Annotated in this window: 22 protein-coding genes; 13 read left to right on the top strand and 9 right to left on the bottom strand. The window is 47.5% G+C overall.

Going from position 1 to position 21,313, the window contains the following annotated elements; genetic code table 11:
• Positions 1–650: 650 nt before the first annotated feature.
• The 4 genes from AAX04_RS00665 (at position 651) to AAX04_RS00650 (ending at position 5,928) form a co-directional block, all read left to right on the top strand.
• Positions 651–2,117, top strand: coding sequence for a putative sulfate exporter family transporter (locus AAX04_RS00665; protein WP_238377741.1), 1,467 nt, complete (start codon positions 651–653; stop codon positions 2,115–2,117).
• An 11-nt stretch (positions 2,118–2,128) separates the two neighbouring features.
• Positions 2,129–3,208, top strand: coding sequence for a radical SAM protein (locus tag AAX04_RS00660; protein WP_238377740.1), 1,080 nt, complete (start codon positions 2,129–2,131; stop codon positions 3,206–3,208).
• Positions 3,209–3,424: 216 nt separating this feature from the next.
• The gene (locus AAX04_RS00655; protein ID WP_066792754.1) at positions 3,425–4,333 is read left to right on the top strand and encodes a respiratory nitrate reductase subunit gamma; all 909 of its coding nucleotides are present in this window, start codon (positions 3,425–3,427) and stop codon (positions 4,331–4,333) included.
• On the top strand, positions 4,333–5,928 hold the full coding sequence (locus AAX04_RS00650; protein ID WP_066792915.1) for a (Fe-S)-binding protein: 1,596 nt from the start codon (positions 4,333–4,335) through the stop codon (positions 5,926–5,928). The genes AAX04_RS00655 and AAX04_RS00650 overlap by 1 nt, the downstream gene beginning before the upstream one ends.
• A gap of 31 nt (positions 5,929–5,959) precedes the next feature.
• On the opposite strand, the gene AAX04_RS00645 is transcribed toward AAX04_RS00650, so the two are convergent.
• From AAX04_RS00645 to AAX04_RS00635, 3 genes are all read right to left on the bottom strand, one after another.
• Complete coding sequence (locus AAX04_RS00645; RefSeq protein WP_066792752.1) at positions 5,960–6,448, bottom strand: hypothetical protein; 489 nt, start codon at positions 6,446–6,448, stop codon at positions 5,960–5,962.
• Between the two features lie 570 nt (positions 6,449–7,018).
• Positions 7,019–8,035 carry a winged helix-turn-helix transcriptional regulator gene (locus tag AAX04_RS00640; protein ID WP_066792751.1) on the bottom strand — a complete coding sequence of 339 codons (1,017 nt, stop codon included), beginning with the start codon at positions 8,033–8,035 and terminating at the stop codon, positions 7,019–7,021.
• Positions 8,036–8,344: 309 nt separating this feature from the next.
• Positions 8,345–8,791, bottom strand: coding sequence for an SRPBCC domain-containing protein (locus tag AAX04_RS00635; protein WP_066792750.1), 447 nt, complete (start codon positions 8,789–8,791; stop codon positions 8,345–8,347).
• Positions 8,792–8,928: 137 nt separating this feature from the next.
• Here AAX04_RS00635 and AAX04_RS00630 point away from each other — a divergent pair, with 137 nt between their 5' ends.
• The 7 genes from AAX04_RS00630 (at position 8,929) to AAX04_RS00600 (ending at position 13,227) form a co-directional block, all read left to right on the top strand.
• The gene (locus AAX04_RS00630) at positions 8,929–9,228 is read left to right on the top strand and encodes a hypothetical protein (RefSeq protein WP_066792749.1); all 300 of its coding nucleotides are present in this window, start codon (positions 8,929–8,931) and stop codon (positions 9,226–9,228) included.
• A gap of 236 nt (positions 9,229–9,464) precedes the next feature.
• Positions 9,465–9,809: a 4Fe-4S dicluster domain-containing protein gene (locus tag AAX04_RS00625; RefSeq protein WP_066792913.1), complete on the top strand. Its 345-nt coding sequence runs from the start codon at positions 9,465–9,467 to the stop codon at positions 9,807–9,809.
• A 95-nt stretch (positions 9,810–9,904) separates the two neighbouring features.
• Positions 9,905–10,396: an aspartate carbamoyltransferase regulatory subunit gene (gene pyrI, locus AAX04_RS00620; RefSeq protein WP_202904397.1), complete on the top strand. Its 492-nt coding sequence runs from the start codon at positions 9,905–9,907 to the stop codon at positions 10,394–10,396.
• Entirely contained in the window at positions 10,397–10,936 is a 540-nt protein-coding gene (gene pyrE, locus AAX04_RS00615) for an orotate phosphoribosyltransferase (protein WP_066792745.1), read from the top strand.
• Positions 10,926–11,975, top strand: coding sequence for a hypothetical protein (locus AAX04_RS00610; RefSeq protein ID WP_066792743.1), 1,050 nt, complete (start codon positions 10,926–10,928; stop codon positions 11,973–11,975). Before pyrE ends, AAX04_RS00610 begins: the two co-directional genes overlap by 11 nt.
• A gap of 193 nt (positions 11,976–12,168) precedes the next feature.
• Positions 12,169–12,894, top strand: a complete 726-nt coding sequence (locus tag AAX04_RS00605) for a phosphoribosyltransferase family protein (RefSeq protein WP_066792741.1) — start codon at positions 12,169–12,171, stop codon at positions 12,892–12,894.
• A gap of 51 nt (positions 12,895–12,945) precedes the next feature.
• A complete protein-coding gene (locus AAX04_RS00600; RefSeq protein WP_066792739.1) occupies positions 12,946–13,227 on the top strand; it encodes a hypothetical protein in 282 nt (93 codons plus the stop codon).
• Positions 13,228–13,233: 6 nt separating this feature from the next.
• On the opposite strand, the gene AAX04_RS00595 is transcribed toward AAX04_RS00600, so the two are convergent.
• Positions 13,234–14,331: a sugar phosphate nucleotidyltransferase gene (locus tag AAX04_RS00595; protein WP_066792737.1), complete on the bottom strand. Its 1,098-nt coding sequence runs from the start codon at positions 14,329–14,331 to the stop codon at positions 13,234–13,236.
• 109 nt (positions 14,332–14,440) lie between these two features.
• On the opposite strand from AAX04_RS00595, the gene AAX04_RS00590 reads away from it, so the two are divergent.
• Positions 14,441–15,640, top strand: coding sequence for a hypothetical protein (locus AAX04_RS00590; protein ID WP_162270097.1), 1,200 nt, complete (start codon positions 14,441–14,443; stop codon positions 15,638–15,640).
• Here the strand turns inward: AAX04_RS00590 and AAX04_RS00585 are convergent.
• The 5 genes from AAX04_RS00585 to AAX04_RS00560 all read right to left on the bottom strand — a co-directional run bounded on the left by AAX04_RS00585 (position 15,637) and on the right by AAX04_RS00560 (position 20,295).
• Positions 15,637–15,894, bottom strand: a complete 258-nt coding sequence (locus tag AAX04_RS00585; protein ID WP_066792733.1) for a DUF504 domain-containing protein — start codon at positions 15,892–15,894, stop codon at positions 15,637–15,639. The two genes, AAX04_RS00590 and AAX04_RS00585, sit on opposite strands and share 4 nt — an antisense overlap.
• A gap of 227 nt (positions 15,895–16,121) precedes the next feature.
• A complete protein-coding gene (locus tag AAX04_RS00575; protein WP_066792729.1) occupies positions 16,122–16,601 on the bottom strand; it encodes a dual specificity protein phosphatase family protein in 480 nt (159 codons plus the stop codon).
• A gap of 55 nt (positions 16,602–16,656) precedes the next feature.
• Positions 16,657–18,444, bottom strand: a complete 1,788-nt coding sequence (gene glmS, locus AAX04_RS00570; protein WP_066792727.1) for a glutamine--fructose-6-phosphate transaminase (isomerizing) — start codon at positions 18,442–18,444, stop codon at positions 16,657–16,659.
• Positions 18,445–18,616: 172 nt separating this feature from the next.
• Positions 18,617–20,080 carry a sodium:solute symporter gene (locus AAX04_RS00565; protein WP_238377739.1) on the bottom strand — a complete coding sequence of 488 codons (1,464 nt, stop codon included), beginning with the start codon at positions 20,078–20,080 and terminating at the stop codon, positions 18,617–18,619.
• Positions 20,080–20,295 carry a DUF3311 domain-containing protein gene (locus AAX04_RS00560; RefSeq protein ID WP_066792722.1) on the bottom strand — a complete coding sequence of 72 codons (216 nt, stop codon included), beginning with the start codon at positions 20,293–20,295 and terminating at the stop codon, positions 20,080–20,082. The genes AAX04_RS00565 and AAX04_RS00560 overlap by 1 nt, the downstream gene beginning before the upstream one ends.
• Before the next feature lie 114 nt (positions 20,296–20,409).
• Here AAX04_RS00560 and AAX04_RS00555 point away from each other — a divergent pair.
• A partial coding sequence (locus AAX04_RS00555) for an ArgE/DapE family deacylase (protein WP_066792720.1) occupies positions 20,410–21,313 on the top strand: 904 nt, incomplete at its 3' end.

Below are 21,313 nucleotides of genomic sequence, written 5' to 3'. Positions count from 1 at the left end.
CAAATAACAACACTACCTCTAATATAGGCAACTTCACTAAAAGGTACCTCAGATCCGCAAAGACTACATTTAAACAACCTCATACCTCACTGTCCCTCAGCAGGCGGCGGTTTTATGGCTTTCCCACTGTCTGCTTCCCAGCGGTCTCCCCGAGCCCCCTCACCGCAGCGGCTCCCCACCCGTCGCCGGGGGTCCCTAACCCCACGGATCTCGGAAACAAGATAACCAAGCAACTTGGAAATAATCCCCTTAATAAACCCTCACTCAATGCGATCTTAGCATTACCACTGGACGATCCATGGCTACCGATGGTTTCATAGGACCCAGTTGTGAAACTTACCTCACAGACACTGACCTACTGCAAACTAGACTGGGCTAAGCTTATAAATGATACTATGAGTATTAATATAATTATGATAATTCAGTAGTTATCAACAATTTAAATCAATACCTAGATTATTAATACTTGAATTTTCATAGTGATAATGAATTTGTCGTTAAAAATTATTTCACTATATAAATGAAATATTACATATATAAGTATAATAATAGATGTAGTTGAATATTTAAATTTCATTTATGACTGACTTAGGTTGCTTTTAACTAAAGTAAAGTATAAAAGACTGCTTGAAAGCCATCAAATGATTACTATGAGTAAATCTATCTCCTGGAGTTCGTTATGGAAGAAGGAGGATTGGTGGGCACTCTGGATAGGGCTCTTAATATTCTTCCTGTCATTACCAGGCTACTACGGTGTTTACCTACTTGGCTGGGTTCCAAATGTTAATGCCCCATGGATGGACCCATTGAAGAGCGTGGTGGTTGTTGGGCAGTCAACCATGACAAAGGCATATGTGGGACTTAATCCAATACTAAGTATAGTATTCTTCTATCTATTCCTCTTAGCTATATTGACCGCCGCAGCTAAGGCTATGGGGCATAGCGTCAGAAGGTTTGTAGCTGGCTTTACAATAATGTTCATACTAACCTTCGGCTTCTGGTGGTTGTTCGGCTATGCTTACTTTAATGCAACCCCTAACCAATACGCGAAGTTGCACATCACCTGGTCAATACCTGTGGGTAAGGATGGCATATTAATATACCTCTTAATAATTGGTCTCTTAATATCCAATTTAGTATTCTATAAGAAACTACCTACTGTACTGGAGACTGGTGCAAGGACTGAGTGGTACATAAAGACAGCCATAGTGCTACTCGGTGCACTAGTGGGCGCCACATCGCTTAGTTACATGTCACTGGCGGTAACGCTCGTGGAGAGGTCCTTAATAGCCATAGTGGCCGCCTATTTAATATACTGGCCCATTTCCTACTTAGTATCGCGTAGACTATTCAAGCTTGACACAAAGTGGGCAGTAACACTGGCGTCGGGTGTCAGTATATGTGGTGTATCTGCCGCAATAGCCACGGCCGCGGCAATAGGTGCCCCAAGTATAATCCCAGCAACCGTATCATCTATAATTGTGCTATTCGCTGCAGTGGAACTAGTCATACTACCATTCATAGCCGCCACAATCCTAAAGTGGGCACCATACGCCGCGGGCGCCTGGATGGGGCTTGCCGTTAAGACTGATGGCGCAGCTGCCGCGAGCGGTGCGTTAGCTGATGCCTTAATTAGTGCTCAGCCTGGGCTTGCCGCCTATAAGACCTGGGTCATGAGCACAGCTGTTATGAATAAGGTGTTCATTGATATATGGATCGGCCTGTGGGCGTTCATACTAGCTGTGATTTGGGTTACGAGGGTTGAGAGGAAGCCTGGTGAGAAAGTCCCAGCAATACAAATATGGTTCAGGTTCCCCAAATTCGTCCTCGGTTACATAGGGACCTGGCTAATACTCTGGGGTATTGGCTTCAGTGTTGGTACAGTAACAGCGGCTAAGTTCATGACAGGCGGTGTAACGCCCCAGACTGAGTTATTTAGATACTTCTTCTTCGCACTAACATTCATGTCCATAGGTTTAACAACCAGGTTCAGGACATTTAGGGAGATAGGGGCTGGGCGCATGATTGTGGCCTACGTGGTGTCCCTGACTATAATAATACTAATAGCCCTAGGCTTATCCATAGCCCTCTTCGCAGGTCTACCACCACCGAAGTAGGGGAGGTATGCGTGTCCATTTCAGTTAAAAAACATGATTCTTCACTCCCAAGAATCCTGCAGGTGGAAATCTCAAGTTCATGTAATGCAAACTGCGTTTACTGCCCAAGGACGATACTTAGGGATAGGTGGACATCCACATTTATGAACCCTAAGTTGTTTCATAAAATAATTAAGGAAGCCCTCGAGGTCAGGACTATAGAGTACATGCACCTGCAGGGGTGGGGTGAACCAATGCTTCACCCAAACTTCATGGACCTGGTTAATGAGATCTCTGGTAAGGTGAACTTCGGCTTTACAACCAATGCAACCCTACTGCATAGGGACCATGCGGAGAAACTACTCAGTAGGGGCATCAGCGTGATAGCGATTTCATTTGCAGGGGCCCACGCGGCAACTCATGACTTAATAAGAAGGGGCTGCGATTTTAATAAAATCATAAGGAACGTTAAGGATTTAATAGCTGTGAAAAGGAGTGTGGGTAGTGATGTTAGGGTCATTGCAAGTTTCATAATGCTTCCCATGAATATTCATGAACTTCCAGAGTTCATGGAACTCTGCAGCGGGCTAGGTATTGAGGAAGTTACCTTAGATAACCTATCCTATGTACTTAGCAGGAACATGATTACATGGAGGGCTTTCAGCGACCCTTACGAGGAGGAGTCAAAGCATGTTAAACGCATAGTGGACATGGCCATGAGGAGGGCTAAGGAGCTTGGCATTAAGGCCTTCAGCTACTCATTAACATGCTGGGAATTGATAGAATGCCCAGAGAAGCCAACAGAGACCGTATTCATAAATGTGAATGGTGAGGTGTCGCCATGCGTCTTCCTGAACCTCCCAGTTAATGGCCATGAAATACCCAGGTGCTTCATGGGCAGGTGCTTTAAGTTAGGTAAAGTAAGCTTCGGTAACATTAATGATAAGCATTTGATTGATGTATGGCTAAGTAAGGATTACATAGACTTCAGGGTTAAGTTCAGTAGAAGGAGCCTACTAGAGGGTGAGCTAATGAACCTTGTGGAGGATTACGCATTCGAATATTTACCGCCACAGCAGTGTATTTCATGCTATAGGCTATATGGTGTGTAATGCACCTGTAATGTGCATCTACAAGTGTAAGGCTACATCACGAGGACTACCTACCACTTAACTTCTCACCATTCATCCCTTTCACCATTTCACGGCTCAAGTGAAATAATTAATTTTAATAATTAACATGAGGGCTACGCATGAACCTACCCCCAGTAAGTAAAGTGAACGTGGCGGCAGCCCTAGGTAGCGCTAAGACTGTTAGGGTGATTAACCATGATTACGCAGCTTCTTAAGTTTTCATCCTACATCACCCTGTTAATATTCATCGCCGGTATTTCATATAGGTGGTGGAGGTGGTCAACAATGCCCATACACCTTAGATGGGAACTTTACCCTGTCCCCCATGAAGCAGGTAAGGCTGAGTATGGCGGTGGTTACCTGGAGGAGGCTTCTTGGTGGAGTAGGGGGCGTAAAGTCTCCACTATTGGTGAACTTAAGGAGCTGCTTAAGGAGATGCTCTTCATAAAGAGGATTTATAACAACAATAGGAGGCTATGGGCATTATCGTACTCATTCCACTTAGGCATATACCTAATACTAGTGTGGTTCCTACTAATACTCCTGGGAGCCGTAACAATCGCCTACATGCATGTACCAATACCATCAAGCAGCCCCTGGGCAACCTTCCTCCTATACGCTACCTTAATTATTGGCGGTACTGGTGACGTATTAGGGATAATAGGGGGTGTTGGTTTACTTACCAGGAGGCTCATTAACCCTGTGCTGAGGGATTACACAACATGGCCCGATTACCTTAACCTCATCCTTGTATTGTTACCGTTAATCAGTGGAATGGTTGCATGGACCTATGACCCATACTTCAACCTGGCGAGGGAATTCATGGTAAGCCTGGTAAGCGCATCAACAGTGCCGTACTTACCTCCAGCGGTAATAGTTAACGTCGTGTTTACCCAGGTGCTTATAGCTTATATACCGTTCACGAAAATAACACACTTCATAGGTAAGTACTTCACGTACCATAAGGTTCTTTGGGATGATGAACCCAATTTAGGTCAACTTGATGATGAAATAGGGGATTTAACAGCGTTGAGGCTACCGTGGAATGCAACACACATTAAACATGGTGAATCATGGGAAGGCAACGTAATGGGTGGTTCCTGATGAGGAAGGGGGATATTGTGAGGATTAGGGATATGGGTAAGCCTAGTGATCAGCTAATTAAGTTAACCATTAACGACCTAATGCCACTTCCACCACCCTACGATAAACCAGGTATGGAACCACCAATGACGGGGCCTAAATCGGATTGGGTGAAGAGCTACGTCACGGAGCTGGATGGTTACGTGGCCATTGACGTTCCATGGAAGCCGAGGAATAGGGATGAGGAGGAGCAGTTGGTTAAAAGGTTCCTTGAGGGTTTAAGAAAATTGACCTCAAAGGAGGGTAACTGGACGTTCCTACAACCCCTACTACTCTCACTAGACTACTGCGCAAAGTGCCAAAACTGCGCAGAGGCATGTCCCATATACATGGCGAGTGGGAGGAAGGATATATACAGGCCAACGTATAGAGCTGAGGTATTGAGGAGGATTTACAACAAGTACATAGCCAAAAAGCCGGGCCCCGGTATTGAGTTAAACGCATACACTATACTCAGGCTTGGTGAATTAGCCTACAGGTGCACCTTATGCAGAAGATGTGTCCAAGTCTGCCCACTCGGCATTGACAATGGCTTAATAGCCCATGAGATAAGGAAACTGTTCAGCGAGGAACTTGGCATAGCACCCACCGCCATACATGAGAAGGGTACTGTGCTTCAACTTAAGTCGGGTTCATCAACGGGTATGAGCCCCAAGGCCTTCATGAACATGGTTAAGTTCATGGAGGACTTGATTTACGAGAAACTCGGCAGGAGAATTAAGATACCTGTTGATGAGAAGGGTGCGGACATACTGCTCATACACAACGCCGGGGAGTACATTTCATGGCCTGAGAACCCAGCTGCCTACGCAATAATATTTGAGGAGGCTGGGTTAAGCTGGACCCTTAGCAGTGAACTACTCGGCTATGATGCCGTTAACTATGGGGTGTGGTATGATGATGTTCAGTTATCCAGGATAGTCATGAGGCATGTTGAGGTTGCTAGGAAGCTTGAGGTTAAAAGGATAGTTATCGGTGAATGCGGCCACGCAACCAAGGCCCTGCTTGTTGTTGCAGATAGGCTACTTAAGGGTGGTGATAGGGTGCCTAGGGAGAGTGTCCTACCGATACTGAGGGATATTGTTAAAAGTGGTAAGCTTAATCTCGACCCATCCAGGAATAACTTCCCGGTTACGCTACATGACCCATGCAACATAGTTAGGCTGGCAGGCATAGTGGAGCCCCAGAGGGAGGTTCTCAGGGCCGTAGCGCCGTTGTTTAGGGAGATGGAGCCACATGGGGTTTATAATTACTGCTGCGGTGGTGGTAGTGGCTTCGCAATAATGACCTCCCTTAACTTCCCTGAGTGGAGGATTAAGGTTGCATCCAGGATGAAGCTTAAGCAGATACTCGAAGCCTTCAAAGACACCATGGACCCCAAGATACCTAAGTACGTCTGCGCCCCCTGCTCAAACTGCAAGGGTGAGTTAAGGGACCTATTAACCCACTACAGGGCCACTGAACTATACAACATTCACTACGGGGGCTTGGCTGAATTAGTAGTTAACGCTATGGTGGATTTGAAGGAGCCCTACATAGATTTTACACTTCAGTGAAAAGTTAACAATCAAGCTGATTAACGTCAACCTACTGCTCATAAACTGTAACCTTCCTTACCCACGGCTCAACCCCAAGGGAGTTGAGTAACCTTACCAAGTCCTTACCGCTTAACTTTAGCGATAACTCAGGAGTCTGTGAACCATACCTGTACACGTGAACTATACCACTCTTAGAGTAGACGTTAATGACCCACACCTGGGCGGCTGGTATAACCGTTGCCTGCCACTCAACCTTAGGCCTACTTAACCTCACCGCAATTAGGATAATTATCGATGCGGCGAAGCCACCTATTAGTATGTAGTAAGGCTGATAGGGGTAACGTACCGCCGTATTTTGATACATTAATATGGAGTAGGCTATTGAACCGATTACGAGAACCACACCAGCCACAATACCAGGTATGAATATACCCCTATACCACCTGTACACGTTGGTTATATCCCTGTAGGCAACGCTGGACTCCGTGAAAGCAACTAGTAGCCTCCTACCACCGGTATCGTAGGTTTCAATTATCACAACTAGGTTCTAAACCCCACACTCTTAAAGCATTAATTCAATAGAAGACATGTTTACAGTAATGAGCAGTGAAGTCAGTAAACCTACCCATTCTTAGAGTTTGTTAACCGCTCACCACCCTCTAAGGTAAGGAAAACTGCTCCTAGGGGTAGTTTCGGTTTTTCATGATTATTCGTAGGGTTTGTTACCATTGGTGATAAAGCGATGGGGTTATTAACCCATCTCCAACACCCCTAACCGTACCCCTGGGTTTCCGAGGTCCGCAGTGGCTGGGAGCCGCGGGTGACCGTTGGGGAGCCACTACGGTGAGGGGGCTCGGGGCGACCGTCGAGAAGGAGATGGTGGAGGTTTAACACCTCCGCCGCCTCCAGAGAGACGGCTTCCTATTGGTTTAAAGCCCTCACCAGGTTAGTATATGCTTAGGACATTACCATCGGCATCGTGGCGAATGCGAGTCCGCTAGGCATTAGTCTCACCCACATCCAACACCAAAGGTATCAAGTGGCATTGATAGTTTGCCGCCTCGAAGTTCACTTACCTTAAAAGGTAAAATCACTGAAGTTATGTAGGTTATGGTGTTAATAACGTGACCTTATTCAAACCATTAACTTTATCCACGCGTACAATGCCCATATCCCTAAGCTTCATGACGTGGCGCCAGAGGGTTGTCTTAGGTAGGTTAGTCAACTGCTGCAGTTGTGACTGGTACAGTGAGCCACCGTACTGTCTAAGGGTCGCTATTATCAACTTATCTACATCATCGAGGTTACGTCCTTCAACAGCCTCAATGGCCCTACGCCTACTCAACATAACTACCACAGACACTATCACTATCAAGGCTACGGCCACTGTAATGTAGAGTGGTGAGACCGAGTTACTAACAGGCGGCGGCCTAGTGGCTGAGGTTGAAGTTGAAGTGGTGCTGGGTGCCGTTGACGTAACTGTTGATGTTGACTGTGGGCTAGTGGTGGTTATGGATGAAGTCGTAGATGAAGTCACCACTGCCGTTTGCGTTACTGTACTGGTTGGGCTACTGGTAATGCTGCTGGTGGTGCTGGTGCTTGTGGATGTAGTAGTCATGGTAGTGGTCGTGGTGGATGCCGTAGTTGTGGGTGTGGTTGTCGTCGTTGAGGTTAACAGGCCTTTGGGTACGTAGGCGTACTGTATCGTGTAGCGTCCAGGTGGAAGCGTAACCACCAACGTTGACCCATTAATGATCCTGTAGCTAACTATGCTTAAGGGTAGGTTAAATGGTATTACGTACGGTGGGAAGACTATGGTCACGTTGGTAGTGGAGCTTACGTTAAAGGAGTAGAGGAGTACCTTACCGTTAAACGTGTAGTTGCCGTAATACATAATTGACACGTAGCCACCGCCAAAGGCGAAGATAACCAGTGTATCGTTTGGATATAGGCTAACGGGTATAGGGGCGCCTGTTGAGTCATTAACAGCCTCTATAGTGTCGGGAATGGGCACAACAGGAAGGCTAACATTAATCACCGTTGTATTTAATGGAAAGTAGACTGTGTAATTAATGAAAGGTAATCCACCAGCCTTAAACAATATAAGCAATACCAGGTCTATCATCAGAACCAAGATCAAGTCGCCATTTAATAAATTTTCCCAAACCCACTCACACGAATTTAACACTTACATAATTAATAATTTTTATTTTCAAAAGTATTTAATTAATGTTTACAGAAAAATTCTATACATGAAAGGGTAAATATTTGCAATTTTATTAGTTATGAAGCAGCACCATTAGGTATCCTAGAAGCGGCAATTATGATATTGCATATCGAAAAGTAGCGTCTTCACTCATAACTATAATTCATAAAAACCGCGTGTGATATAGACGAGACCGTAAGCTTAAGGTTAAGGGGTTGAAGAATGGTCTTAACATTGCCCCGTCTTAGCTAGCTTCACCAGATTGTTTAGGAATTCGTTAAGTTTACCATCAATGTAATTCCTAATTATCCTCTCCCCAACCGCCGCCAATAGCCCAGTTAACTTGACGTCAGCGTCGTAGGTGACCCCTGATTCACCTATAATGGCGGTTATCGACGCATCCATGACTGCCCCAGGGCCCTTAGAGTTGAGTGTCATGGTTACCTTACCCGTGTCTCTATCTATGCTGGTTATCTTAACCCTCGAATTGAAGGTACCCCTCACGGGTCCCATTTGAACCATTATCTTAAACTCAAATTCCTGGGGGCCAATCTGCCTAATATCGCTTGTATCCGGGACACACTTGACCAGTGTCAAGGTGTTACCCTCTATCAGCTGCCATAGGTTACCTAGATTGACCTCACCTCCCCAAGCCTTCTGTCCACTAAGCTTCATGCCTGACCCCTATGTACTGTGGTTAAATTTCTTTCTCACCTAGTTAAGTCACCGTTAACCGAGGTTTAATGCAGCAGCCGTCACCATGCTTAAAGTAACTTTTAAGTAACAGTTATAAATAAGCCGGCTGAGACTTAATGGTGGCTGAGGACGAGGAACATTCAGAGGATGAAGAGGAGGGGGAGGGTGGTGAATTAGACATTAGGGAGGTTGCCAAGAAGGCGCCTGAGTGGAGTGCAGGAGTAATAGTGTATAATAATTCGGCTTACCCAATAGCTAAGTCCAAGTATGCTGAGGGTGAGTTCTACTTCTCAACAAGCTGGAGGGCGGTTAAGAAGGGTATTAGGGGGGAGCTCGTCGTGCTTAAGGATGGTTCAACACACAAGTACAGGGTTAAGAGGAAGGGGGATAAGTACATTCAGGTAGTGCTACTATAAGCTAGGGTTGTATAGGGAATGTGTTAAAAAATAATCGATGTGGAGTTTAGGCTACATTATGCTGGGTGTTATTGATACCACGTTTAATGGGGTTAAACCAGTTAACAGGTTTATAACGGGTTGTCTCACTCCGTTGGCTAAATGTGAATTAACCGTGAACCTTCATGTGCAGCTGCACGTTGCAGTCCACGGATTAAATATTATTTAGAACACAGGCAACCCCCAGAGTGATAGGTATGTCAACAGTGACTGGGCCTGAATTGGCCAAGTACCAGAGGGTAGTTGTGGATATGGATACGTGCATCGGTTGCGGCGCATGCATAAGTGTATGCCCCTACAATGCCCTTGAACTTAATGAGAACGGTAAGGCCAGGTTAATATGGGACTTCTGTAAGGATGACTTCGAGTGCATACCAGTCTGCCCAGTGAACTGCATATGGAAGAGTGGTGATGCCCCAGCCGAATCTAAGGCTAAGAATGACTGGTATAGGATAACTAGGCAATTAACCCCTGAGGAGCAGAAGATATTTGAGGAGTGGAGGAAGAAGTACGGCATAACCGGCAATCCAGTCACCGCATAAGGCACTTTTACTCAGCCTTAAAATAATTCAATAGTTTTTAATTTAACCCGATGTTAAATGAACGAAAGGTTAATTAGCACCAACCCTCGAGAATAATGATGTCAACTGAGGTTAAGGGTAAGGAACTCATAGTTAGTAAGATTAGGGATGGAATAGTCATAGACCACATACCCGTTGGGAGGGCCTTAATGGTGCTTAGGGTTCTTAGGTTAAGGGGCGGTGAGGGAAGGATTGCACTTGTCATGAATGTTGAGAGCCGTAGGCTAGGTAGGAAGGACATAGTTAAGATTGAGGGTAAGGAGCTGGGTGATGATGAACTCAACTTAATATCCCTAATAGCCCCAACAGCCACCATAAACGTGATTAAGGATTACGCAGTGATTAAGAAGTTCCAGGTTAAGCTACCTGACGCAGTTAAGGGTGTTGTTAAGTGCAGAAACCCCAGGTGCATAACCAATCAGCCCAGGGAGGACGCCGTGGCCACGTTTAAGGTTATCCGCAGTGATCAACCACTCCTGCAGTGCCTATACTGCGGAACATACTTAACCATAGATGACATCAACGCGCAATTGGCAGGTGAAAGGTAAATGACTGAACTGGTCAGGCTCCTGGTTAAGTATGGCGTGGTTAAGTTTGGGGAATTCACACTGGCCAGTGGGAGGAAGAGTAATTATTACGTGGATATGAGGATGGCCATATCCATACCAGAGGTCTACGGGCCAATAATCGAGGAGATGGCTAGGAGGGTAAGCGGCCCCATTGACCTGATAGCGGGTATTGAGAGTGGTAGCATACCCTGGGCCTCCATGCTAGCCTACAGGCTGGGTAAGGGGGTTATATACGTTAGGAAGGCGGAGAAGAGCCATGGCACGGGTAAGAGGGTTGAGGGATACTTTAAGGGTGGAGAAGGTGTGCTCCTCATAGATGATGTAGTGACCACGGGTGGCACAATAATGGACTCGATAAAGGTGCTTGAGGGCAGTGGGTTAAGGGTGCTTGAGGTTGGTGTAATAGTGGATAGGCTTGAGGGTGGGCTTGAAGCCATTAGGAGGGCTGGGTATAGGGCTTGGTCAATATTGACGATTAAGGACCTGTTCAGCGCAATGGGGACTAATAATGCTGCTTAACCAGCCCCTAGCCTACCTACCACCAGACCTAACCCACGATGCATCCAACCTAATCCTAAGGACATACCCAGTTAGAGCTGCGATGAGGGTTTTAACTAAGTTAATGGGTAACCTCCCCTATAGGCCTAGGCTGGTTAATAGGGTTCTCGACTCTCCAGTGGGTATTGGGGCTGGCGTTGATAAGGATGGCCTACTGGTAGGCCTAATGGCCAACCTACCCGTAGGCTTCCACACCATCGGCTCAGTAACCCTTAGGCCAAGGCGGGGTAACCCAAGGCCGAGGATGAGGAGGTACCCTGGGTTAAAGGCCATGGTGAACGCCATGGGGCTTCCGTCAAGGGGGTTCTGGTTCATAAGGGAGGTGCTTAATGGCGAGTGCCCAAGGTGGCCCAGGGGTAAGCTACTGGGCATTAGCCTAGCGGGCTTTAGCGAAGTAGAGTTTAAAATAATGCTTGATTCACTAACCCCCTACCTAGGCTGCGTGGACTTCATAGAGATTAACGTGAGTAGCCCAACATACGGCGGATCATGGGTCGAACCCCAGAGACTCAGTAACCTGCTAAGATTACTTAAGAGACACGATAAGGTGGTGGTTAAGGTACCCCTACTGCCCAACGTTAATGATGAGGTTAAGGTGCTTAAAACCATAATCAACCATAACCCCCTTGGCCTAACAATAGCAAACACCATAATGGTAAAGTCAGACTTACCTGTGGGCTACGGTGGGGTAAGTGGGGCGCCACTGCTTAAAATAGTTACCAGGCTCATTAAATTAACCAGAGGCATGGGGTATGGCGGGTTGATCATAGGCCTAGGTGGATTCATGAGCGGAGGTGATGTCTTAAGGGGCCTAGAGGCAGGGGCTGACCTGGTGGGCATGGTGACCGCCTTCGCCATGGAGGGGCCGTTATCCGTCTACAGGGTGGTTAATGAACTTAGGAAACTAATTACACAAAGACAACTAAACACGTTGAATAACCCTAGGAGGGATTCCTGGCAATTGTTCCCAATACCTGACCCGGGAGGTAAACTTAGTTAGGGGGATTAAGGGAAATGCGGAGAAGGGCCATTTGCCTGGTGCCCCGGCCGGGATTTGAACCCGGGTCACGGGCTCGAAAGGCCCACCTTAGCCGGCGCCGACCACCAGTAACCTACGTCTAGCCTAGTTTTTAAGCGTTATTGGTTGTCATTGAATCAGTTAGGTTTAATAATCCCTGTATTCAATTGATTTAATGATGAGGAGGGAGAGGATTAATCTGCAGTTGGATGCCGTATTCTACATAAATGCCGTTAGGGGCATTTACTCGCTGTCGTTTAAGCAATTGGCTAGTATGCTTAAGATACCTGAATCCACACTATGCCGCTACGCCAACATGGAGGTTTTACCATCAGCCAAGGCTGCGGCTGATATAGTCAAGGCGCTTAGGCCCATGGCAGACATTAGGAATGTCGTTTCAAGGCTGATTAAGGTTAACAGCAATTACATAGACCTAAGTTCAATAGTCCTAAACCCCACGGTGCTTAAACTCTACGAGAGGCACATACTTGAGGTCTTCTCGGGGTTAAGGGTAACCAGGGTTCTAACAGCCGCCGTAGACGGCATTCCACTGGCCATGGCGGCTTCATACGCCTTAAACGCTGGTTTAACCATAGCTAAGCAGTACATGGATGCAGGCTTTGAGCAGCACTACGAGGCCGCATACATGGCTGACTCACCCCCCAGGAAGGTTAGCCTATACATACCTAGACTACTCTTGACTAAGGAGGACTCGGTGATAATAGTGGATGACATAGTGAGGTCAGGTAGGACTGTGGATGCCCTCCTTAGCATAATAAGGCAGGCTGGGGCAAGCCTAGTGGGTGTATCAATACTGGTGGCTGCAAGTAGGGACGTGGTTAAGACTGTTAAGAACAGGATTAATGGGGCAACCCTCGACGTGATATACACAATTGAGTAGTACTCAGCGTTAAATGCAATACTTATTAAGCAGCCGCAATGCCTAGTTATTATGGCAATAAACACGGTGGTGATAATTAACGAGGCATTTAAGCTGTTCGTCTACGCCTACAATGGGTTAGTTAACCTACTTCAATACATACTGCAGGAAACGGTGTTTAAAGCCAACCCAACTCTAGCAAACACCTACGGCAATGCCATAGCTCTGTTGGTATCATTAACGGCTATATACCTGTTGCTGGTGTTTGTGTCTGCTTTTAAGAAGGTTCTCGGGGTTTTAATAGCAATAGGCTGGGTTCTGCTTATAGTTGCTATTATACTGAACATTCATTAGGGTTGTTTAAAGCAGTATCCTGCCAACCTCATATACGCTTTGGTTAACCTCCCTGAAGGGGCCTATTATCGAATCCCTGTTTATAAGCACGTGGTCGCTGATGTAGCTACCATCACCCACAACAACCCCCTTCTCAATCCTAGCCCACCTACCCACGAAAACATCGGAGCCAAGCACCGCGAGGTCAACGTAAGCCCCCCTCTCAACCGTGGTGTTGTCCATTATAACCGAGTACTTAATCCTACTATGGGCGCCAATCTTGGAATTAGGCAGGATAACCACGTAAGGCCCCACCTCAGCCCCAGGCCCTATTGAAACACCCTCACCTATGAAGACGGGTGGCTTTATTGAAACATCGTTACCATTGGGCATGGGGCAGTCCCTACAGTACTCGTCAAGGGCCCTGAAATTAGCGTCCAGGTATGATGACACAGTCCCTATGTCATACCAATACCCCTTTAAGGCATACCCATAGGCCCCACGGTCCTTAATTATCCTGGGTAAGACGTCCAGGGCTAACTTACCGAATTCGCCAGGCTTTGGAAAGTACCTAAGTGCCTCCTTACTGAACACGTATATGCCGGCGTTTATCAGGTTTGATGGTGCGCTACCTGGTTCAGGCTTCTCAACGAAACCAGTCACGAGGTTATCCTTACCCAGCGTGACCACGCCGTACTGCGATACGTCGCTGACCTGGGTTAGGCATATTGTGGCTAAGGCGCCCTTGCTAACATGCTCATTAATAACCTCCTCCAGGTTAACCCTGGTGAATATGTCACCATTGAAGACCACTATGATGTCGTCAAGCTTATAATTACTGGCTATGTACGAGACCGGGCCACCGTCACCTAGGGGCTTATCCTCCCTAACAACGTTAATAATACCCATTAATGAAGCCCACCTATGGTTAATGTGCTTCTCAATGAGCTCACTCATGTATCTAACGGACAGGAAGATGCTGCTTGGTTTAATAGCTGTGACGGAGTCCAGGATCCAATCTATCACAGCCTTATTCAGTATGGGGAGTAGGGGCTTAGGCTTGGTGAAGGTAAGTGGCCTAAGCCTAGTGGCATACCCCCCAGCCAGTATTATCACGCTAACCATACTTAAATAGCGAATTCTGATTAATAAACATTTAATAACGCAGAATATGGTTAAGCATGGGACTCAGGTAAATGATTATTTAAACCCCCTACTAAACCCACAACTGGGTATGGGGTTAGCTGAGGAGTGCCTATGGGACCTTGAGTGCATTAGGAGCAGGATCATAAAGGATGTTAGGCAGCTACCAGCCAGTAAAGGCACACTGCTTAGGCACCTAAACGAGCTACCTGAAAACCTGCTTAGAGATATTGGCAAGGGGCTTAGTGAACACGATGCCGAATTGCTGCTCAGCATTAAACCAAGTGGCAAGGTTATAGCGTTGATAGCCGGCATAGACCCGGTTAACGTGAATAGCATTGGGTTGGCCATCAGGTTGAGTGAACTAATGATGGAGCATGGGGAGTTGGGGAGGGCCGTGGAGCTGCTTAGAAGTAAGGTTAACGTGGCTGTGGGCGAGGATTCGCTAAGGCTTAAAGCCCTAATTGAGCTTGGTGAGGGTTTAATTGACATTAAGTCGTCTGAACTTGAGCATGAGAGGGGTAACCATGAGGCTGAGTATAGGTTAATCGAGGATGCCATGATGCACCTCTCGGCCGCATATAACCACTACAGTGAGTTAAGGGAACTTGACGATGCCGTTAACGTTAGGCTGCTCGGCTTAATGGAACTGGCCAGGTATCACCTAACCCACGGCAACCTGGATGAGGCTAGGTCAACCTACCTGCAATGCGCCTCAGCGGCTAGGTGGGTTGATGGGTATTTAACCGAAGTCACTAGGTGCGCCGCAATGGCTAGGTTGATTGAGGCCATTGAGGATGGGGAACAGGATTACTACGAGGAGGCTGGGGACATGCTACTTAACGTCGCTCAGGAAATACCAGAAGCCGCGGAGGAAGCTGAGGTGGCCTACGGCTCTGCACTTCAACTAGCCAACAATGATGATGATAAAGGTAGGTTATTCACGAAGTACCTAACGGCACTAGTTCTCCACGTTGACTGGTTGGTGACGCAGAGGTACGGTGACCTTAATGGCTTAGTGAACGCCCTCAGGAGCCTTGGTTTAGGAGGCGTGGCCAGTGAACTAGGCGTCGATGAGGGGCGGGTTAAACTGTACCTAAACGTCAAGGCCCTGGCTAGGACGGGTGGGCTTGATGGTGTTAAGGTTGCCGCCGCCCTAGCTGCAATGGGGCTTGACCTATCCCTAGAACCGAGCGAACTTGTGAGGAGACTAAGTGAGATGGGGGTTAGGGTTAACGAGGATGTGGTTAAGGGGGCTAGGGAACTGTTGAGAAGCTGGTTAACTGGTTAATGCCCCTTACCCTTCTCGTAAACCACAACCCCATTAATCCCCCTCACCAGCAGTACCCTGTGGTAGGGTATGAATGATTCACCCCCTCCAAGTCTTATGATTACGCCATCCCTGCTAGCTCTAATTAAACCCCTAAGGGGTATGACCTTAACGTTGCCGGGCTCCCCCCTGGACACTATGACTACCTCGTACTCATCCCTTGCATTGGTCCAGATTATCCTGTTGAAGACATCCCTGAGCCTATTTCTACCCACTTACTAATGCTCTGGCTCCTAGGCTTTAAACGTGCCGCAGAGGTTAATGACCCCCTTCCCCGGGTTAGTTTTTGCTTTGGGTTTGGTTGTTGCTCCGTCTATTGTGGGGTTAATGAATACCCTGCCTAGCGTTGATTTAAAACCCCATTACTACGAACCACACAGTAGAACAACCCGCCATAAAAGGCAAGACTTGCCATTCATTTTTGTTGCTTGGATAATGTAGGCTAGGTTCGCCTTCTCAGGGATTCCTCAAGTCTCTCCAGGGCTAGGGCCTGGGTTAGGCTGAGTGAAACCTCGTCGTTAATACTGGACACTAGCCTATACGCATCCCTCAGGCTATACCCCTTATACATCAGGTAACCTATTATGACCGTGGGTGACCTACCGACACCAGCATTGCAGTGGACTAGGACGGGCTCACCTCCATTAACCCTATCGCTGATCCACCTTAAAATGGCCATGAAAACGTCGCTGGGTGGGGGTTCGCCATCAGTGGTGGGTGCGTGCAGGAACCTGATGTTGAACCTCCTTAACGCATCAACGTAATCGCTGAGGGGGAACCCCAATTCATCGAACTCGAAATCCTCCATCAACGACACCACCGCCTTAACCCCCATCCTAGCCCAGTTCTCAACATCCTTAACACCCCTCGGTGCGCAGGAGCCAGCCAACTCACCCTTAACAACCCAGTAGGGGCACTTCATTGCACCAACCCATGTGTAGTTATTTATTTCACTTTCCCATAAGCTTCTAGTTACCTTAAGTGGTGACTACCTTGCTTAAGTTGTGTGGGTTATCCACGTCAACGCCCCTCGCCACCCCGAGTTCGTAGGCCAGTAGTTGGATGACCGATGGGTAAACCAGTGGCACCATTAGCCTATTACCAACCCTCTCAACGTATATTACCTGGTCACCCGTAACCTCCCTACCTCTCTGCGTTATGACTACCGTGTACCCTCCCCTTGACCACACCTCGGAGATTACGTTAACGATCTCCTCGTCTATGTCGTTGCCGGGCATTATGGCTATTGTTGGGAATTCCCTCGAAACCAGGGTTATTGGGCCGTGTTTAAACTCCCTGAAGCTGAATGCTTCCGAGTGGATTTGAGCAGCCTCCTTAAGCTTTAGGGCGGTCTCCATGGCTATGGGTAAACCAACAGGGCCTCCTGATATGACGTATGCATTGCCGTGGCTGGAAAGTGACTTGGCAACTTTCCTGATGTCATCCCTAACCTTATCCAATTGGTTTATTAACACGCCTATGGTCTTATTGACAAGCTCCCTAGCCTCGGCTACATTACCCTTAACCGCGTAGGCCAGTTGAAGCATCATAACCACGGAGGCCACGAAGGACTTGGTGGCTGGCACAGCTAACTCAGGCCCTGCACCCATTGGTAGGTAGACGTTTGACTCCCTCATTAATGCTGAGCCAAGCCTATTAACAATGCCTAGTATTATAGCCCCCTTCCTCTTAGCCCACCTAATAGCCCTAATGACGTCCGTTGACTCACCCGATTGGCTAACGGCTATTATCAACGTACCTGGTTCAATATACCTAGCCCCAATGTAGGGGAATTCACCGGCTGGAACCGCATCAGCCCTAACCCCAGCCAACTCCTCGAGGTAGTACTTACCTATCAGTGAGGCGTAGTAGGAGGTGCCGGAACCCGTGAATATTATGTTCCTGGCCTTGGCAACTATCATAGCTGCATCGTTCAGGTACTCCCTCTGGAGTAGGTTAACGGCCCTGGCTAAAACCTCAGGCTCCTCATAAATCTCCTTAACCATGTAGTGTGGGAATGAACCCTTAACAACCTCCACAACCACTTGAGACGCCACCTGGGGCGTGGGTTCAATCCTACCCAGTGTTGAGGCGTTGAGGAAGACAACCCCATCCCTACTAACCACGGCCAGTTGGTTGGGCTCCATGAAGTAGACTGAGTTCAGTTTAACCGGTATGGCCTGCTCCTCCGAGGACACGAAGTATTCCCCATCACCAACCCCTATGACCAGTGGGTTACCCATGCTTAAGGCGTAGATCCTCTCCTCATCCTTATGAAGCACGGCTACCGTGTAATACCCCTTAACCTGCCTGGTCACAGATGATAAGGCCTCAGCCATTGACTTACCGCTGCTTAACTCATCCTCAAGCATGTGGGCTAGGGCTTCAGCATCAGTCCTCGAGACTAACCTATGCCTCTTCATAAGCCTCTTCCTAATCTCGTCGTAATCCGAAACAACCCCATCCATGACGAGGGCCACGGTGCCTGTGCAGTCCTGGACTGGGTGTGTGTTCTCGTACACGGGCCTGCCGTGTGTGGCTGACCTAACGTGGCCTATGCCGACGTAGCCCGGTAAATCATCTAGATTAAGCCTACTGTGCACATCAGTCACCTTCCCAGCATCCTTCTTAACATGAATAACCCCATTGTAAACCGTGGCAACACCGGCACCATCAATACCCCTGTGGATTAACCTTTCTAGGCCAATCCTAATTACGGGTGCCACGGGTCTAATATTGGATACAAGACCGAATATTCCACCCATTTCAAGTATAGTCACCTGAGGTAGCTAATAAATGTTAGGCTAAATATGCCAACTGGCCAACTACGTTCAATAAATAGACCTACATAGTCAACATGTATGCGGTATGGATGGAAATCTTAGGCATGGAAATGGAAAAGGCCTTGCTTTTGAAGGCTTTAACCGTGGGGCAGAATTACACCAACTCCTGTGGTGTTAACCTGCTACTTACCTTAACATTAAGGACTTTAACCACCGCATAAACAATTAGCATTACCGCTAGGTTAACTATGAGACCTAGTAGACCAACGTACATGTAGTAGAACCATGGCAGTAATGATGATGAGAATTTAACTGTGACTAAACCATACGTAACTAACCCAGTACCCACAGCCCATCCAGCGGCCACGCTATACTTATCTAAGTCATACCAGTACATTGAGAGTATTATTGCGGGTAATGTTTGCAGTAGCCAGGCGTATGAGAAGGTTAGTAGATAGAATATTAAGCCACTTGCGGCTGGGACTAGGGCAAATATTAGGGATGCCACTATCATTATAAACACGGCTACCCTACCCCAAAATACCTGCTGCCTCTCATTAGCCCTCCTATTTATGAAATCTAGGTAAATGTTCCTGGTTATGAGATTAGCCGCACCAAGGCTCTGAAGACCAGCTGGAACCATGCTCCCGATTACAATACCCGCAAATGCAATCGCAACAAAGCTGCTTGGGAAGTACGCATTCAACACTGATGGGAATGCCAGACTTGATACACCGCTTGGCACTAGGTTCTTAGCTAAGGCGACTAGGCCCATTATGGCTAGGAAGACTAGCCAAACTTGGTAAAGTGGCAGGAAAACGGAATTCTTCCTAATAACATCCTCACTCTTAGAGCCTAATAAGCCAACCAGTAGGTTAGGGAAGAGTAACCACGATATCCCACTTCCAAAGGCCAACGTTATGTAACCCACCATTAACTTACTAGGTATCAGGTAGTGTGAGGGACCAAGTTGAGTGAAAATGGGGCCGAAGCCGCTGAAGCGTATACCTAATGCAACAACAACTGTTAATATCACGGCCCATAGTACAGCATCCTTAATCAGTGAACTTAAGGCCGGGCCCCTTAACCCACTGAACGCCACAAACAACGCCACTATTATGTAGGCTATTATGAAGCTTGGAATCACCGGGAAGCCCATGGCATCAAGCACGTACCTTATCCCAACTATTTGAAGTGCAATGTAAGGCAGCATCGCTATTATACCTGTTAATGAGATTAACAGCGACAATACGCCACTATCAAACCTATCCCTAACATAATCACCCGCTGTGATGTAGCCGCGGCGCTTGGCTATCCTGTAGAACTTAGTGGCCACTATGTAGAGGAATGGGTAAGACACTGAACCGTAAACGACGGCGTAAAGTATGAAGCCACCTAGGGAATAGGCCGCACCCGGTATTGATATTAACGAATAGGCTGTATAAATATCGGCACCCATTAGGAACCAGACTATGAAGGAGCCGAACCTCATACCCCCAAGACTCCACTCCGCTATTTTACTGAAGTCGGGCGCCCTCCACTTACTGCCCAAAAAACCCGCAACCACGGTTAAGCCGACTAGGGTGAAGAAGACCGTGTAGTCAATTACCGTGAACATTATGACTCACCACCCTTCTTATCCACAAACCTGTACACTATGTAGGTTATCACAGGCTGTATAAAGACCCAGGCGAAGAGGTACCACCATAGGAATGGCCAACCACCCAACTCAGGGTAGGGCTTATTGTAAAGCGGCGCAGCAAACACTATGAATATCCAAGGCACAAGCATTAGTAAAACAACCTTAATCACATTCCTGGTGTTGATGGCCATCAAAAATAAGTTATTCTTAGCAAATTTTTAAGCGTTACCTCTTTATTAAATTGATCATTAATTTAATGAAATAAATAAGAAAAACTTATATTATACTGTGCAATAAGCTTAACGATGCGGGGTAATTTGGGTGATCAATTGGCCGAGTTAACCTCACGCCTAGTTCAAATAGACAGCACTAACCCGCCTGGTGATGTGACTGGGGTTGTCGGCTTCATTAGGGACTGGCTTAGTGCGCGTGGCTTCTCAAGCAGCATCTACGAGTACGTTAAGGGTAAGCCCAACCTGGTGGCTAAGGTGGGCAGTGGTAGACCAATACTAATACTCAATGGGCACACTGATGTTGTTCCACCTGGCGACACATCCCGGTGGACTTACCCACCATTTTCGGGGAAAATAATTGAGGGTAAGGTTTACGGGAGGGGCTCAACGGACATGAAGGGTGGCCTAGCCGTGATAATGATGGTCTTCGCCGAGTTGGGTCACGTGATTGAGGGCAAGGGTTCTGGGACGCTGGTCTTCTCCGCAACGGCGGATGAGGAGGTTGGGGGTCATGCTGGGGTTGAGGCCCTGGTTAAGGATAATGTCCTGATGGGTGACGCGGCCATAGTGGCTGAGCCAACGGGCTTCAGTAGGTACTGCATAGCGGAGAAGGGGCTTAGCCAAGTTAGGCTTGTGGCTAGGGGTAGGCCGGCCCACGGTAGTCTACCTGTGCTTGGAGATAACGCAATAATGAGGCTTATTAAGGCTATTGAGGCGGCGCAGGGTATCATTGAGGAGGTGAATAGGGGGATTAAGTTACCCCAGGACCTAGTGGAGGCGGTTAACAACTCAGCCAAGGTCTACCTGGAGGGTGCCCTAAGGGGTGGGTTAAGGCTGAGTGAAGCCGACTTAAGGGGTGTGATAGGCTCAGTCTCCTTCAACCCAGGGGTTATTAGGGGCGGATCAAAGATAAACATGGTCCCAGACTATGCAGAACTGGAACTAGACATGAGGGTGCCGCCCGGGGTCTCACCAG

It is taken from the genome of Caldivirga sp. MU80 (assembly GCF_001663375.1).
Classification (GTDB): Archaea; Thermoproteota; Thermoprotei; order Thermoproteales; family Thermocladiaceae; genus Caldivirga.
The sequence above is the reverse complement of the archived record's forward strand: the minus strand, read 5'-3'. Positions and strand labels throughout refer to the sequence as shown.

Excerpts from the sequence above, each read along its gene's own strand:
- AAX04_RS00665 (WP_238377741.1), top strand. The coding sequence starts at position 651 with ATGAGTAAATCTATCTCCTGGAGTTCGTTATGGAAGAAGGAGGATTGG.
- AAX04_RS00655 (WP_066792754.1), top strand. The coding sequence starts at position 3,425 with ATGATTACGCAGCTTCTTAAGTTTTCATCCTACATCACCCTGTTAATA.
- AAX04_RS00650 (WP_066792915.1), top strand. The coding sequence starts at position 4,333 with ATGAGGAAGGGGGATATTGTGAGGATTAGGGATATGGGTAAGCCTAGT.
- AAX04_RS00640 (WP_066792751.1), bottom strand. The coding sequence starts at position 8,035 with ATGATAGACCTGGTATTGCTTATATTGTTTAAGGCTGGTGGATTACCT.
- AAX04_RS00635 (WP_066792750.1), bottom strand. The coding sequence starts at position 8,791 with ATGAAGCTTAGTGGACAGAAGGCTTGGGGAGGTGAGGTCAATCTAGGT.
- AAX04_RS00630 (WP_066792749.1), top strand. The coding sequence starts at position 8,929 with ATGGTGGCTGAGGACGAGGAACATTCAGAGGATGAAGAGGAGGGGGAG.
- AAX04_RS00625 (WP_066792913.1), top strand. The coding sequence starts at position 9,465 with ATGTCAACAGTGACTGGGCCTGAATTGGCCAAGTACCAGAGGGTAGTT.
- pyrI (WP_202904397.1), top strand. The coding sequence starts at position 9,905 with ATGATGTCAACTGAGGTTAAGGGTAAGGAACTCATAGTTAGTAAGATT.
- pyrE (WP_066792745.1), top strand. The coding sequence starts at position 10,397 with ATGACTGAACTGGTCAGGCTCCTGGTTAAGTATGGCGTGGTTAAGTTT.
- AAX04_RS00610 (WP_066792743.1), top strand. The coding sequence starts at position 10,926 with ATGCTGCTTAACCAGCCCCTAGCCTACCTACCACCAGACCTAACCCAC.
- AAX04_RS00605 (WP_066792741.1), top strand. The coding sequence starts at position 12,169 with ATGATGAGGAGGGAGAGGATTAATCTGCAGTTGGATGCCGTATTCTAC.
- AAX04_RS00600 (WP_066792739.1), top strand. The coding sequence starts at position 12,946 with ATGGCAATAAACACGGTGGTGATAATTAACGAGGCATTTAAGCTGTTC.
- AAX04_RS00595 (WP_066792737.1), bottom strand. The coding sequence starts at position 14,331 with ATGGTTAGCGTGATAATACTGGCTGGGGGGTATGCCACTAGGCTTAGG.
- AAX04_RS00590 (WP_162270097.1), top strand. The coding sequence starts at position 14,441 with ATGGGGTTAGCTGAGGAGTGCCTATGGGACCTTGAGTGCATTAGGAGC.
- AAX04_RS00575 (WP_066792729.1), bottom strand. The coding sequence starts at position 16,601 with ATGAAGTGCCCCTACTGGGTTGTTAAGGGTGAGTTGGCTGGCTCCTGC.
- glmS (WP_066792727.1), bottom strand. The coding sequence starts at position 18,444 with ATGGGTGGAATATTCGGTCTTGTATCCAATATTAGACCCGTGGCACCC.
- AAX04_RS00565 (WP_238377739.1), bottom strand. The coding sequence starts at position 20,080 with ATGTTCACGGTAATTGACTACACGGTCTTCTTCACCCTAGTCGGCTTA.
- AAX04_RS00560 (WP_066792722.1), bottom strand. The coding sequence starts at position 20,295 with ATGGCCATCAACACCAGGAATGTGATTAAGGTTGTTTTACTAATGCTT.